15 protein-coding genes, 3 tRNA genes and 2 pseudogenes are annotated in these 13,109 nt (G+C 37.9%); 5 read left to right on the forward strand and 15 right to left on the reverse strand.

The annotated features are described in order from the left end of the window. Window positions 1–56: 56 nt before the first annotated feature. The 6 genes from KUH03_RS06420 to KUH03_RS45405 all read right to left on the reverse strand — a co-directional run bounded on the left by KUH03_RS06420 (window position 57) and on the right by KUH03_RS45405 (window position 1,949). Window positions 57–130 (reverse strand) — tRNA-Asn (locus tag KUH03_RS06420). Between the two features lie 94 nt (window positions 131–224). Further along, a tRNA-Asn gene (locus KUH03_RS06425) sits at window positions 225–298 on the reverse strand. Between the two features lie 51 nt (window positions 299–349). After that, window positions 350–423, reverse strand: a tRNA-Asn gene (locus tag KUH03_RS06430). Between the two features lie 238 nt (window positions 424–661). Beyond that, complete coding sequence (locus KUH03_RS45395) at window positions 662–955, reverse strand: magnesium transporter (RefSeq protein WP_306429481.1); 294 nt, start codon at window positions 953–955, stop codon at window positions 662–664. A gap of 50 nt (window positions 956–1,005) precedes the next feature. Then, window positions 1,006–1,332 carry a hypothetical protein gene (locus KUH03_RS45400; protein ID WP_306429482.1) on the reverse strand — a complete coding sequence of 109 codons (327 nt, stop codon included), beginning with the start codon at window positions 1,330–1,332 and terminating at the stop codon, window positions 1,006–1,008. After that, window positions 1,332–1,949: a magnesium transporter MgtE N-terminal domain-containing protein gene (locus KUH03_RS45405; protein ID WP_306429483.1), complete on the reverse strand. Its 618-nt coding sequence runs from the start codon at window positions 1,947–1,949 to the stop codon at window positions 1,332–1,334. Before KUH03_RS45405 ends, KUH03_RS45400 begins: the two co-directional genes overlap by 1 nt. Window positions 1,950–2,878: 929 nt before the next feature. On the opposite strand from KUH03_RS45405, the gene KUH03_RS06440 reads away from it, so the two are divergent. After that, window positions 2,879–4,255, forward strand: a complete 1,377-nt coding sequence (locus tag KUH03_RS06440) for a hypothetical protein (protein ID WP_257092082.1) — start codon at window positions 2,879–2,881, stop codon at window positions 4,253–4,255. A 52-nt stretch (window positions 4,256–4,307) separates the two neighbouring features. Here KUH03_RS06440 and KUH03_RS06445 read toward each other — a convergent pair whose 3' ends face one another. Then, entirely contained in the window at window positions 4,308–4,526 is a 219-nt protein-coding gene (locus KUH03_RS06445; RefSeq protein ID WP_257092083.1) for a hypothetical protein, read from the reverse strand. Between the two features lie 256 nt (window positions 4,527–4,782). Between KUH03_RS06445 and KUH03_RS06450 the strand changes: the two genes are divergently transcribed. Beyond that, entirely contained in the window at window positions 4,783–5,517 is a 735-nt protein-coding gene (locus KUH03_RS06450) for a hypothetical protein (RefSeq protein ID WP_257092084.1), read from the forward strand. Here KUH03_RS06450 and KUH03_RS06455 read toward each other — a convergent pair. The 6 genes and pseudogenes from KUH03_RS06455 to KUH03_RS45420 form a co-directional block, all read right to left on the reverse strand. Continuing rightward, complete coding sequence (locus tag KUH03_RS06455) at window positions 5,514–5,786, reverse strand: hypothetical protein (RefSeq protein WP_257092085.1); 273 nt, start codon at window positions 5,784–5,786, stop codon at window positions 5,514–5,516. The genes KUH03_RS06450 and KUH03_RS06455 overlap by 4 nt on opposite strands. Window positions 5,787–6,015: 229 nt before the next feature. Then, the gene (locus KUH03_RS06460) at window positions 6,016–6,303 is read right to left on the reverse strand and encodes a hypothetical protein (RefSeq protein ID WP_257092086.1); all 288 of its coding nucleotides are present in this window, start codon (window positions 6,301–6,303) and stop codon (window positions 6,016–6,018) included. 309 nt (window positions 6,304–6,612) lie between these two features. Then, window positions 6,613–7,800 (reverse strand): annotated as a pseudogene (pgk, locus tag KUH03_RS06465) (phosphoglycerate kinase). A 110-nt stretch (window positions 7,801–7,910) separates the two neighbouring features. Next, the gene (locus KUH03_RS45410; RefSeq protein WP_306429705.1) at window positions 7,911–8,504 is read right to left on the reverse strand and encodes a S49 family peptidase; all 594 of its coding nucleotides are present in this window, start codon (window positions 8,502–8,504) and stop codon (window positions 7,911–7,913) included. Window positions 8,505–8,686: 182 nt separating this feature from the next. Further along, window positions 8,687–9,229, reverse strand: a pseudogene (locus KUH03_RS45415) (S49 family peptidase); the annotation flags it as partial. Between the two features lie 2 nt (window positions 9,230–9,231). Further along, entirely contained in the window at window positions 9,232–9,672 is a 441-nt protein-coding gene (locus KUH03_RS45420) for a hypothetical protein (protein ID WP_306429484.1), read from the reverse strand. Window positions 9,673–9,792: 120 nt separating this feature from the next. On the opposite strand from KUH03_RS45420, the gene KUH03_RS06475 reads away from it, so the two are divergent. From KUH03_RS06475 to KUH03_RS06485, 3 genes are read left to right on the forward strand one after another with little or no spacing between them, the layout of a single operon-like run. Further along, window positions 9,793–9,969: a 2-amino-4-hydroxy-6-hydroxymethyldihydropteridine diphosphokinase gene (locus KUH03_RS06475; RefSeq protein WP_257092087.1), complete on the forward strand. Its 177-nt coding sequence runs from the start codon at window positions 9,793–9,795 to the stop codon at window positions 9,967–9,969. Further along, window positions 9,924–10,232, forward strand: coding sequence for a 2-amino-4-hydroxy-6-hydroxymethyldihydropteridine diphosphokinase (folK, locus tag KUH03_RS06480; protein ID WP_257092088.1), 309 nt, complete (start codon window positions 9,924–9,926; stop codon window positions 10,230–10,232). Before KUH03_RS06475 ends, folK begins: the two co-directional genes overlap by 46 nt. A 42-nt stretch (window positions 10,233–10,274) precedes the next feature. Further along, on the forward strand, window positions 10,275–10,619 hold the full coding sequence (locus KUH03_RS06485) for an Hpt domain-containing protein (RefSeq protein WP_120260587.1): 345 nt from the start codon (window positions 10,275–10,277) through the stop codon (window positions 10,617–10,619). A 1-nt stretch (window position 10,620) separates the two neighbouring features. Here KUH03_RS06485 and pssA read toward each other — a convergent pair whose 3' ends face one another. Both pssA and rho read right to left on the reverse strand, forming a co-directional pair. Continuing rightward, window positions 10,621–11,301, reverse strand: coding sequence for a CDP-diacylglycerol--serine O-phosphatidyltransferase (pssA, locus tag KUH03_RS06490; protein ID WP_257092089.1), 681 nt, complete (start codon window positions 11,299–11,301; stop codon window positions 10,621–10,623). 169 nt (window positions 11,302–11,470) lie between these two features. Next, window positions 11,471–12,970 carry a transcription termination factor Rho gene (rho, locus tag KUH03_RS06495; RefSeq protein ID WP_257092090.1) on the reverse strand — a complete coding sequence of 500 codons (1,500 nt, stop codon included), beginning with the start codon at window positions 12,968–12,970 and terminating at the stop codon, window positions 11,471–11,473. Window positions 12,971–13,109: the final 139 nt, after the last annotated feature.

The following is a 13,109-nucleotide window of genomic DNA, read 5'->3' on the forward strand; positions in this document are numbered from 1 at the left end:
GTTTTTTAATAAGCATGGTAAACAAAAAAACCGGCATAAAGCCGGTTTCAATATTGCTCCTGAAGCTGGGCTCGAACCAGCGACCCTCTGATTAACAGTCAGATGCTCTAACCTGCTGAGCTATTCAGGAATTTTTAATCTTCCGAGAAACTCCTTTCTCATTGAATGCACAAAAATAGTACATTTTTATATTATTCGCAAATAATTTCGTCATTTGCTTGTTGCTCCTGAAGCTGGGCTCGAACCAGCGACCCTCTGATTAACAGTCAGATGCTCTAACCGGCTGAGCTATTCAGGAATGAAAAATTGAATACTTTTAAAAACTCCGGTTATGTAAGTTATTAAATTGCTCCTGAAGCTGGGCTCGAACCAGCGACCCTCTGATTAACAGTCAGATGCTCTAACCTGCTGAGCTATTCAGGAATATTTTCTTCAATTTTTCCGGAGACCCTATCGCGTTTCCGTGATGCAAGTATCGGAAGATTATTAGAATACTACAAATTTTTTGAACACATTTTTTACAACTTCCTAAAATCCAACTAGAATAATTTATTTTTTCTTTTATCCTGTCCTCACTAAAAACCTTCTTTAAGTAACGTTAACAGCATAATTCTTCTTTTACTTAAATATTCCCTCAAACAAATTAACCCTCAACGTCTGATTAAAGTAATACTCCTTTGAGAATTAGTGTGGCTACTGTAAAATATATTAAAAGGCCTGTAACATCCACAAGAGTTGATACAAATGGTGCTGATGAACTCGCAGGGTCAGCACCCAACCTCTTCATCACAAAAGGAAGCATAGATCCCATAAGCGAGCCCCAAAGGACAACACCTATCAAGGACAAGGAAATCACCAAAGCAACCAGTACCCAGTATTCACCATAACTATGTGCAAAGGACTGCCAAGCCATGATCCTCAAAAAACCAAGGGCACCCAGGATAAGCCCAAGCAACAGCCCTGACAATATCTCCCTTCGCATTACGCGCCACCAATCCGAAAGAGTTACTTCCCTAATGCCATCGCCTGTATAATTAATGTAGAAGCCTGCGAACCGCTATTACCACCACTGGAAATAATCACTGGCATTAACGCAAATAACATAATTGCGCTCGCCATTTGCTCCTCAAAATGTTCGATGACGGTTGCTGTCAATAACTGTCCTAGAAATAAAACAATCAACCAGCCCGCGCGTTTCTTAACAAGATTTTTGATGGAAACATCCAAATAAGGTTCATCCAAAGCTTCTGTACCACCAATACGTTGCATATCCTCGGTATACTCTTCATTGGCTACCCACAAGATATCATCTACCGTAATGATCCCAAGCATCACCCCTGTCCATCGACAACCGGAAGCGCAACCCTATTATTCATACGGAAAATATTAATTGCCTCCTCCTGCGGGTCATAGGCATTCAAAGAAATTAATCGATAATCTATGAGATCACCCACAATTGTTTCGGGCTCTGCCATCAGCACATCTTTGATACGAATATCGTCAATCAATTTACCATTTGAATCTATGACATAAAGCACATCAATAGTCTCAGAATCCTTTCCATATCGACGAATATGTCCTAGTATTCTTTCAATACTCCAATGTGCTTTTACAGTAATATAATCTGGAGTCATCAAGCGCCCGACACTATCTTCGGGATAGCCCAATAAAGCCAGCGCTTCTACCCTATCCTTTGGTGGCAAGAGCAAGATTAAATGCTTTATATCATCCTTCATTTCGGAGAAAAAAGAAGTCCGATCATCAGGTGGTAATTCATTAATTAAAGCACTTATTTTCGCTTTAGAAAGTTTCTTAAAAATTCGATTTTGGGTAGGAAAATCAAGGATCCGAAAAACGTTTACAGCACGGTTTAAATTTAAGGATTCTATAAAGAGCGGACCATGTTCTGGCAGTTCATCAATCAGTTCCTCCACCTCAGAAATATTCAATTCATTTAGAAATTCTTCCAGCCCAACAAAATCTCCATTCTATCAATTGTTCTATTTGACTTACCTGCATTTCCAGTTCTTCCATATCTTCCTTTCGATTTTAAAATCCTACATCGGTACAAAATTATATGTTACAAAAATCGCTTTTTTAAAGTAAATTCTGAATAAAAAAATAAATAATAAAAAGACCGAAAAACTTCTTTCCTATTTTATCTTCAATGAGTGAACAGCCGACCGTCCATTTTCCAAAATAAGACATTTTGTCATTACCAAATATTCCCTCCTGTACATCACGATCCCATAAAAAAACAGACAAAACGGACCATCATAAGAACACCATAGCTCGACCATCATCTTTAAAAAAAAACGTAAAGAAGAAATCATCTACACATACCGCTTTCTGAACAAAAAACCTTCTCTCTTTCGTAAGCATAAAATTCATACGCATAAAAAATGTCCAAATATTTTTCAGCAGCACCTAACTTATACCTGAATATTTGAGTATATTCGTCAGGTGCTTGTTTCCAGTTGGATAACGAATTTCTACAGCCAAAGCAAGCATTTAAAACAAACTAAAAGCAATAAATAAACAGCAAAAAACATAAATACAATAAAACCATAACTATATATAAATCAATATATTTAATAACTTATTAAAACATAATATTTATATAAAATCAAAATATTTAGCTAAAAAAATAGCAATTCATAAATTAGCCATATATATGAAATATAAAAACATAATTTTCAATACATTAATAGTATTAATATCAACTATATCTTCAAAAAAACATTTGCACAATTTTTTGAAGATAGTCAAGCCCCTTAAGTCAGAAATGGTTTAAAATCGAGACACCAAATTTTAAACTCATTTTCCCTGAAGAGATGAAAGGTAAAGCCCTACCCTAGCAAATCAGGTCCACAACTCTTTGCGCACAACAAGTAGAAATTACAGAATAACGCCGCGACAGATCCCCTTCATTATACACAATACGAACCTACAGACAAACGGTTTTGTACAGTTATCTCCTCGAAAATCCGAGCTATATAGCACTGCTGGAGCCGAACCCGATAATCAAACTTGGTTACCCAATCTGATCCTCCATGAGTCTAGACATGTTAACCAGTTTGACAAATTGACAGGTAAATTAAGAGCTCCCTTTTTCGAACAATTGGCCTTGGCTTATTATGGACTTACAGTTCCTTCCTGGTTTTTTGAAGGCGATGCTACGCTGACTGAAACCATTTATTCTCGTGGAGGAAGAGGTCGATTGCCCTCTTTTGAAATGCCGATCAAAGCCAACTTCCAATCTAAACAGAACTATAGTTTCGACAAATACCTGCTCGGATCCTTTAAGGATATTGTCCCCAGTTACTACACAATTGGCTACTTGATGACATCAACACTTAAATCGGAACTGCCGCCAAATTACGAAGCAGATTTATTTTCAGAGCTCAACAAACGGCCACTCTATCCTTATAATATCAACCGTGTACTGAAGAAAAAAATAGGTGGAAATAGCCGCTATTTATTCAATAAAACGATCACAAAACTAGACTCAATATGGGAGCAAAAAACAGCCAATTATTTAGCTCAAAATTACGCTGAAATTTCAGGTCAAAATAACCGCTATTATAACAGCAATCTATTACCAAAATCAAATGGAAACTTGATTTACTTCATTAAACAAAATCCAGAAAAAACAAATGCAATATATACTTATGACAATGATAAAAAATCGGAATCACAACTTGTAAAAACAGGTATCCAGTTGACCCCACATTTCGACATCAACAAGGAATATATTGTATGGGATGAATTGCGAAAAGATCCACGCTATAACAAGAGAACATATAGTGTCATCAACTTAATGAACCGGAAAACAGGAAAAATCAAAACACTGACCAAACAGTCCAGATATTATTCACCCGTATTTAGCCCCGTAGACGAATCCATTGCTTGTATTGAAGTAGATTTATCCAACACAAGTTATCTTACGCTTATAAGCCTTAAAAACGGCTCTGTAATTAAGCGGATAAAAACAGTCGATTCAGAACAGCTTCAACATCCCGCTTTCAACCCAACAGGAGACAAAGTAATTGCTATCCGCTTATCAGAAATTGGAACAGCACTCTGCGAAATAGATCTCAAAAATGATAAAATAACAAACATCACCTCATGGGGCGATCAACAATACGAAAGGCCACAATACCTTTCAGGTATGGATATACTTGTCAAAGCTAACTTTAATGGTATTGATAATATTTACAAAATAGATCGTCAATCGGAAGCGAAACATCTCTGACCAAAGCCCCATTCGGCGCTTTTAATCCTTTTATAATAAAGAAACTAAGCAATTACTTTTTAACAACTATCAATACAATGGCTATAAAATCAGCCAAACAAGTATAGATACGACCTTCGATATAAAACCAGAAACTGATTATTTTTCCCACTACTATGCTGATGCTGTAAAGAAAGACAGCATATTCAATATTGCTGCCACAGCACCAGATTCCAACCAGCATTACACCATTGAGCCATACAAGGGACTTGGACGAACGTTTAACTTCCATAGTCTTTCTTTAAGTAGTAGCAACTTTGAGAGTTTTGATAATTTCAAACCTGGCATTTTTGGCTTTCAAATAACATTTTAAACACGACTCAAATTGCGCTTGGCTATGAATACGATACAGACATCAGAAAAAGTATTTATTCGGCCGAACTTACTTACAACAAATATTTTCCGAAATTCTCACTTCGCTACGAAAATAGAGGGCAAATTGCAGCAGCAAGCGTACCCAATAAACCAGACAGCAGTATAAGGTTCGATTGGAGAGAACATTACGTTTCCTCTCAAATTTCTATCCCCTATCTTTTTATAGGCTTGATTACAATTATTCCACAGGATTCAATTTTGCAACAGCCTATTTGAAACGTTACAGCCTAAGTCGGAATGACCTCAAAAACTTTAATTACGAAACTGCATTTCCGTTAACGTACCAACTTTATTTCAACAGAAATGCCCGAATGGCAAATATGGATCAATACCCGCGATGGGGACAAAATTTCAGTATAACTTATAGGCACACGCCTTTTGAAAACAAGGCCAAAGGTGAAATTCTATCTGCGAGAACAGTATTTTACCTACCTGGCTTTGTAAACAATCATGGATTTCAAATTCGCTTGAGTGCACAGGCGGGAACGGGAATTTATGAATACATTAACGATATCCCACTCGTCAGCGGGTTTAGTTATTACAAATATGAAAAGATAAAAAATACATTATTGGTCAATTATCGTTTTCCAATAGCCTATCCTGATTTTAGTATAGGATCACTGACTTATATAAAACGTATAAAAGGTGGTGTATTTGCAGACTATCAAAATATCCACAAACATAAAGAAGCGGTACCGAAGAGTTTTGGAGGCTACCTTTCCTTTGATTTCAATGCTTTTAGATATCCATTACCCGACTTTGAGTTTGTCGTAAAAGGAACCTACATCAATGATAATACAGCAACGCAGCGCGTCGTTCCAACGGTAAGTTTAAATTACACCTACTAAGGATGAATAGCCCAATTAAAATTAGCAGCTAGAGCATAATGATCTGACAAAGGTAGACCCCTGAGGTTCGTAAACAGATTATTTTCTATATTATAGTCACGCGCAGCCAAATTTACATGACCGTTGCTACGGTAAAGAATTTTGTCTATTGACTCGTTCTGATTACCAATTGATAACATATGAGGAGGTTTGAACGCATGCTTCGCTTCTGGCACCAGTCCGCCGTTTTGGAGTTCTACCCAACTGTCCACCAATGTGGTTGACTCCATAAAATCATGTAGATTATCATCACCGAAACTATAATGAGCATTAAAGTCCCCATAACAATCAGCGCATTATCACTAGAGTTCTCACCTATATAATCGCGCAGCTGATTGAGATTGTCCCTTCTAGCACTAGAGGCACGCCTACTGTTCTGAGCGTTTGCATGTACATTATAGACATCCAGCCATATCCCCGCAACTATTTCCACCTTGACCAAGGTAAAACCTTTAGGCGTCAGGAAATCAGCCCCGTGCGTTTTTTCCAGGGAACGCGGATTACATCTGACATCGGAAAACGAGACAGCGTGTTCAAACCATCGCCAAAAGGCACACGCCCCTTAGGCTTGGTCCGATAAGGATGCTGGTTTCCTCCCAAATAAAGACTATTGTTATAATTGAAATCCTCCTGTACATTTACGATATCAAAAGGATTAATCTTTTTACCTATCTCAGCGATACTCCTACTCCTGCCTGTAATTGCAGAAGAAATAAACCCTGGCAATCCCGCTACATTGTATGTCAACACCGAAAAAAACCTGAACTATCTTTTTCTTTTTGTGATTAGCATCCATCAATAAAACCTATATAATCATGTTGTGATAAATTTAGCAAATACGGCAAACACTCACCAACACTATACAGATATTTAACAGATAATTGATTTAAATCTGACATTACCGAACTCATCTCAGCCATAATAAATAGAAGCTTTTTCACAAGTCATTAGCTCCTACCACCATCAATAAAAAAACACCGTAGATTTAGGCCAGTCGTTCCTCATAAAAAAAGGGATAACTCAACGTTACCCCTTTTCAATATTCTGTTTGATTTATTAGTCTTCGAGTGCTTTTACACCAGGAAGAACTTTACCTTCCATATATTCTAATAATGCTCCTCCACCTGTACTGACATAGCTAACATCTTCTGTCATACCAAATTTACTCACTGCAGCAGCTGAATCTCCACCACCGATTAAAGAAAATGCGCCATTTTTGGTTGCTTCTACAACAGCATCAGCCACAGCTTTGGTACCTTTCGCAAAGGTATCAAATTCAAAAACCCCATAGGTCCATTCCAAAGAACTGTTTTTGAATCTTTGATAATAGCTGCAAAATTCTTAGCAGACTCCTCCCCGATATCCAGACCCTGAAGATCCGCAGGAATTTGATCGTTTGGCCCGTCATATACATTTGCATCATTAGAAAACGCATCAGCAATTTGAGCATCTGTAGGAATAACAAGATTCACGCCTTTTTCTTTTGCTTTCTTTACCAATTCATTTGCGAGGTCAAGTTTATCCATCTCAACCAATGACTTACCAATTTCACCACCTCTTGCTTTGATAAAAGTATAAGCCATACCTCCACCGATCAGTAGGTTATCCACTTTATCCAATAAAGCTTCGATCAATTGGATCTTATCAGAAACTTTCGCTCCCCCATAATCGCTGTAAAAGGTCTAACCGGATTATTCAAAACTTTCTCTGCATTCCCTACCTCGGCAGCCATCAAATAACCGCTATATTTAGCTGATGGAAAAAACTGTGCGACAATCGCAGTTGAAGCATGTGCTCTATGCGCGGTACCGAAGGCATCATTCACATAAACATCACCCAATTTTGAAAGCTTTTCAGCAAATCCTACATCACCTTTTTCCTCTTCTTTATAAAAACGTAGATTCTCAAGTAATAAAACTTGGCCAGCCTGCAATGTAGCAGCTTTTTCTACAGCTTCATTTCCAATACAATCATCGGCAAATTGAACTTCTGTACCTAATACCTTAGATAGATGAGCCACAATATGTTTTAATGAATACTTATCAGTAGGACCATCTTTTGGTCTTCCTAAATGGGACATCAATATCACGCTTCCGCCGTCGTTCAAAATTTTCTTTATTGTTGGAGCAGCTCCTTGAATACGATTATCATCCGTAATATTGAAATTTTCATCCAAAGGAACGTTGAAATCTACGCGAACCAAGGCTTTTTACCTGCAAAATTTAAATCGTCTACTGTTTTCATTATGTAACTTTAATGTTTTAGGATCTGTCGTTTGCCAAACGAACAGCTAAATATAGAAAAAGGCATTTATTTTCATCAAATAAATGCCTTTTTATCGGATTAAATTATCATTAATGGATTTCAACCGTATAAGGCAACCTTGCCTGAACCCCGCTCTGCGCTGTCGCCTTGCGCATCACATCAAAATAACGATAGTATTCGCCCATTTGTTCTTTAGCAACCCAAACCTGAACTTTTTCCTTTGAATTGTTCAATATTGAGGTAAACGGATCTTCCTTCGCAGGATATTGCGAAACTTTATACTTGCTTAGATTTGCCTTTTTAGCCGCCGCCTGAATAGCAACATCAAGATTACCCAGTCGATCCACCAATTTGTTGCCCAGCCCCTGTGTACCCGTCCAAACACGGCCCTGACCAATACTATCAACATTCGCCAATGGCATCTTTCTACCTTCAGACACAACTTTTGTAAAAGTAGCATACACTTTGTCAACCTCACGTTGGATAATATCCCTTTCTTCAGCAGTCAATGGGCGATCAAAAGTAGTCATCAAATCCGCAAATTTTCCTGTCTTTACACCATCGTAGTGAACGCCAATTTTATTGTTCATCAGATTCTGGAAATTCGGTATTACACCAAATACACCAATTGATCCGGTAATGGTCGTCGGCTCAGCAAATATGGAGTCAGCGGCCGCAGCAATATAATAGCCCCTGAAGCCGCTACATCTCCCATAGAAACAATTACTGGTTTAACTTTTTTAGTCAAAATCACCTCCCTCCAGATAACATCTGAAGCAAGTGCCGAACCCCAGGTGAATTCACACGCAACACAACAGCCTTTACCGCATCATCCTCTCGCAGCTTACGTAATTCTCTTGAAAATTTATCCTCCGATCTCACCCGGACGGGTACCTTCACCATCCACAATCTCGCCAACAGCGTAAAGCACAGCCACCTCAGATCCACTAGCATCATCCTTCACCTTTTTATTGTAGTCGAACAATGAAACAAAAGATATCTCATCCTTCTCGCCTATCTTCAATCGCTTTCTTAAATCAGAGAGCAGTTCGTCCTTATAGATCTTAGCATCAGCAAGCTTATACCGTACCGCATCATCCGCATTCCTAACCAGATAATCATTGGCTATACCACGCAATGAATCTGCCGGAATGTTCCGACTTGCAGCGATTTCATTGATAAAAGTATCATATATGCTTCCCAGATACGATGTTATCTGCAAACGATTTGGGTCACTCATCTTATTGAGGAAGTAAGGCTCCACCGCGCTCTTAAACGTCCCTACTTTCACAATCTGCATCTCAACCCCAACCTTGTCCAATAGGTCTTTGTAAAACATTGTCGAACTAGAAAGACCTCTAAAATCTATGGTACCTTGGGGATTGACATATACCTTATCTGCAATACTGGCTACATAATATGCTTTTTGATTATACCCAGCATTGTAGGCAACAACAAATTTTCCCGTTTTTTAAATGCTAAAAGTTCATCACGTACAGCCTTTAAACTTGCAAAACCAGTACCGATACTACCCGCATCCATATAAATCCCCTTTATATTCGCATCTGTTGCCGCATACCTTATTCTTCCCAGAATATCATCCAACCCGATACTTTTGGTAGAATAACCCGGAAGATTTAAGCTTCCAAAAGGATTATTGTCATTCCGTTCATTAATATCATAGTCAAAGGATAGAAACAGCACCGAATTGGTTTTGACAGCAACTTCCTGATCAGAGGAAGCAGAGCTAATAATCGCACCGATAATACCCATAAAAACAATAAACAAAATCACAAAAGATATAACAATCCCTGTAATCGTTGCTAATACATACTTAAAAAATGATTTCATATTTTATAATTAATTCCAGTTTATGCAGTTCTTGTACATGGAATGATTTATTTTACGCTAAAGGTAATGCAATATTTTTATTCCCCAGTATTTTATTTCATAAAGACTTAATTTAGCGACATGAACAAGATTTTTATTTTATTGGGAACGAACTTAGGAGACCGCTTGCAACAACTCTCATTAGCAAAACAATCCCTCGAACAACAGATTGGAATGATAATGCAAGAATCCTCAATATATGAAACTGCAGCTTGGGAGTTGAAGATCAACCTTCATTCCTTAATCAGGTCATCCTAATAAGCTCACCGCTATCTGCACTTGAATGCTTAAACCTTACCCAAAAGATTGAATTAGATCTAGGAAGAGTACGACTGAAGAAATGGGGAGAGCGGGCGATAGACATTGATTTACTTTATTTCAACGACGAAGTTATCAATCACCCAAATCTGATTGTACCACATCCTTTTATTTCAGAAAGACGCTTTACATTGGAGCCCTTAGCAGAAATAGCCCCAACATACATACACCCCGTTTACAAAAAAATAATGTATCTTTATTGAATAATTGCAAAGACGAATTACCCGTAAAGAAAATTAGCGACGATGAATCATATCGACATTGACCTGATCAACCAAAATATGTTTGACAATACTGATTTGATCAAACAATTTGTATCAATGTATCTTATCCAGACCCCAGTAGACTTAGACAACTTGCGAAATGCCTTAAATACAGGTAATCATCAAAAAATTGCAGATGCAGCTCATCATATTAAACCTACGATGGATTACATAGGAGCTTTTCACTTAAAAGCTAAATTTGAGAATTTGGAATTAAGTGCCAAAAATCAGGAATCCTTAGAAGGACTTAGGGCAACTTTTGAGGTGCTGGACATCGAAATGAAAGAATTGTTATTTGAACTCGAACAATATGAAAAAACGATCTAAGCTAGATCGTTTTTTTATTGAAATGCAATGCTGACAATATAAAATACAGAAGTAGAATAACTGGCAAAGCCATAAATTGTCCAATTGCAAATAACACCAAAGTTAAGAATAGAAAAATAAAGCGATATTTATTCGTCGCCCAGTCCATTGAACTAAATTTCATCGAAAACAGTCGAATCTCACTAATCAATAGATAACTGGTCAGCAGCGCACTACAAATCAAGAATATTGGATTTATGATAAGTTCAGGATACTTATCAGCGATATAAGGCAATGAAAGCACATAAAAAGTATTCATTGGAGTATTAAGCCCTATAAAATCTGCCGTTTGCCGCTCATCCAAATTAAACTTTGCCAATCGTAAAGCTGAAAATACAGTAACAATAAAGCCTAGATAAGGAAATAAAGATCCACCGGGAAATACCTTTTGTAATAATGTAAACATAATTACCCCTGGTAGAAATCCAAAGCTGACCATATCGGCAAGCGAATCCAATTCTTTACCAATAGGTGATTTTACATGAAGCAGCCTTGCGACCATACCATCAAAAAAATCAAATATTCCAGAAGCAAGCACACATATAGTTACCGCTTTTATGTTGCCATCCAACGCCATCAGTACAGCAATACAGCCACTAAAAAGATTGAGGCAGGTTAGCAGATTTGGAATATGTTTTTTCATCAATATTATATTTATGTACTTATTGCAATTTTCAAAGTGGCCTCTTTGTATGTATTAGCAGCTCAATAATATTTCAAAATTGAATTATACTCTACCACATCATACGATCGGACACAAAAAAGCCATCATTTTAGTAAAATGATGGCTAAAATATCAAAATTTGATGGGATTACCCATTCATACTGATCAAAAATTCTTCATTTGATTTAGTACCACGCATTTGTCCTTGCAAGAATTCCATTGCTTCTGTAGAATTCATATCCGACAAGTGATTGCGAAGTACCCAGATACGTTGCAATGATTCTTTATCCGTCAATAGATCATCACGACGCGTACTTGACGCAGTAATGTCAATTGCAGGGAAGATACGCTTGTTCGCCAATTTACGATCCAATTGTAACTCCATATTACCCGTTCCTTTAAATTCTTCAAAGATCACCTCATCCATTTTTGAACCAGTATCTGTTAAAGCTGTTGCAAGGATTGTTAATGAACCACCGTTTTCGATATTTCTAGCCGCACCAAAGAAACGTTTTGGTTTATGTAACGCATTTGCATCCACACCACCTGACAAGATTTTACCTGAAGCAGGAGCAACAGTATTGTAAGCACGCGCCAGACGAGTGATTGAATCCAATAGGATGACCACGTCATGACCACACTCTACCATACGTTTCGCTTTCTCCAATACAATATTAGCAATTTTCACATGGCGGTCAGCAGGCTCATCAAAAGTAGATGATACAACCTCAGCACGCACACTTCTTGCCATATCCGTAACCTCTTCAGGACGCTCATCGATCAACAAGATAATAAGGTATACCTCAGGGTGATTCTTCGCAATTGCGTTGGCAACTTCCTTCAATAAATTTGTTTTACCCGTTTTTGGTTGAGCAACGATCAATCCACGTTGACCTTTACCGATTGGCGTAAACAAATCCATAATACGAGTTGAGTAGTTACCCATACCCATATCCAGATTTAAGCGCTCATCAGGGAATAAAGGTGTCAAGTAGTCAAAAGGCACACGGTCACGTACCTCTGCAGGATTCTGTCCGTTGATGGCCTCTACTCTAACCAATGGAAAATATTTCTCACCTTCTTTTGGAGGGCGAATACAACCACGAACGGTATCTCCTGTTTTCAAACCAAATAATTTGATCTGAGACTGTGATACATAAATATCATCTGGAGATGTCAAATAGTTATAGTCTGATGAACGCAAGAAACCATAGCCATCTGGCATAATTTCCAACACACCCTCATTAACGATAACATTGTCGAAATCTGTACTAGAAGAAGTATTTTCAGCTTTTGGAGTTTGAGGTGTTTTTTCAGGTTGGGAACCTTTATCTGTTGTAGGAGTACTTTCTACTGCGGGACTGCTTTCCTCACTTTCAACAGCCTCACGTTTTCTGACAGTCACAGGCTCAACGGTCTTCACCGTTCTTACGCGCTTACGAGTGCGTTCACCCTGTTCCTGATTATCCTCCTCCACTTTAGCAACTTTTTCTACAGAAGCCGGAGCTGCTTCTTCTTCCCCACCGGTATTGCTAATTCTTTCTATTAATTCTTGCTTACGCAATTTATCAGCATCCGCGATACCGATCAACTTAGCAATCTCGCGCAATTCCGATACGAGTTTAGCGTTTAATTCGTTAATATCCATTAATGTGTTGTGTATGATTTTTGGATTTTCTTTTGAGCTTTATTCTGATTACACACCTAAGCTTGTTTCCTTGTTTAAGTGAATGAAGAACTTAATGATTTCTTTTAAACCCGAAGTGGATTAAATCTTGAGAACCTAG

The sequence above is a fragment of the Sphingobacterium sp. E70 genome, assembly GCF_019285695.1.
Taxonomy (GTDB): domain Bacteria; phylum Bacteroidota; class Bacteroidia; order Sphingobacteriales; family Sphingobacteriaceae; genus Sphingobacterium; species Sphingobacterium detergens.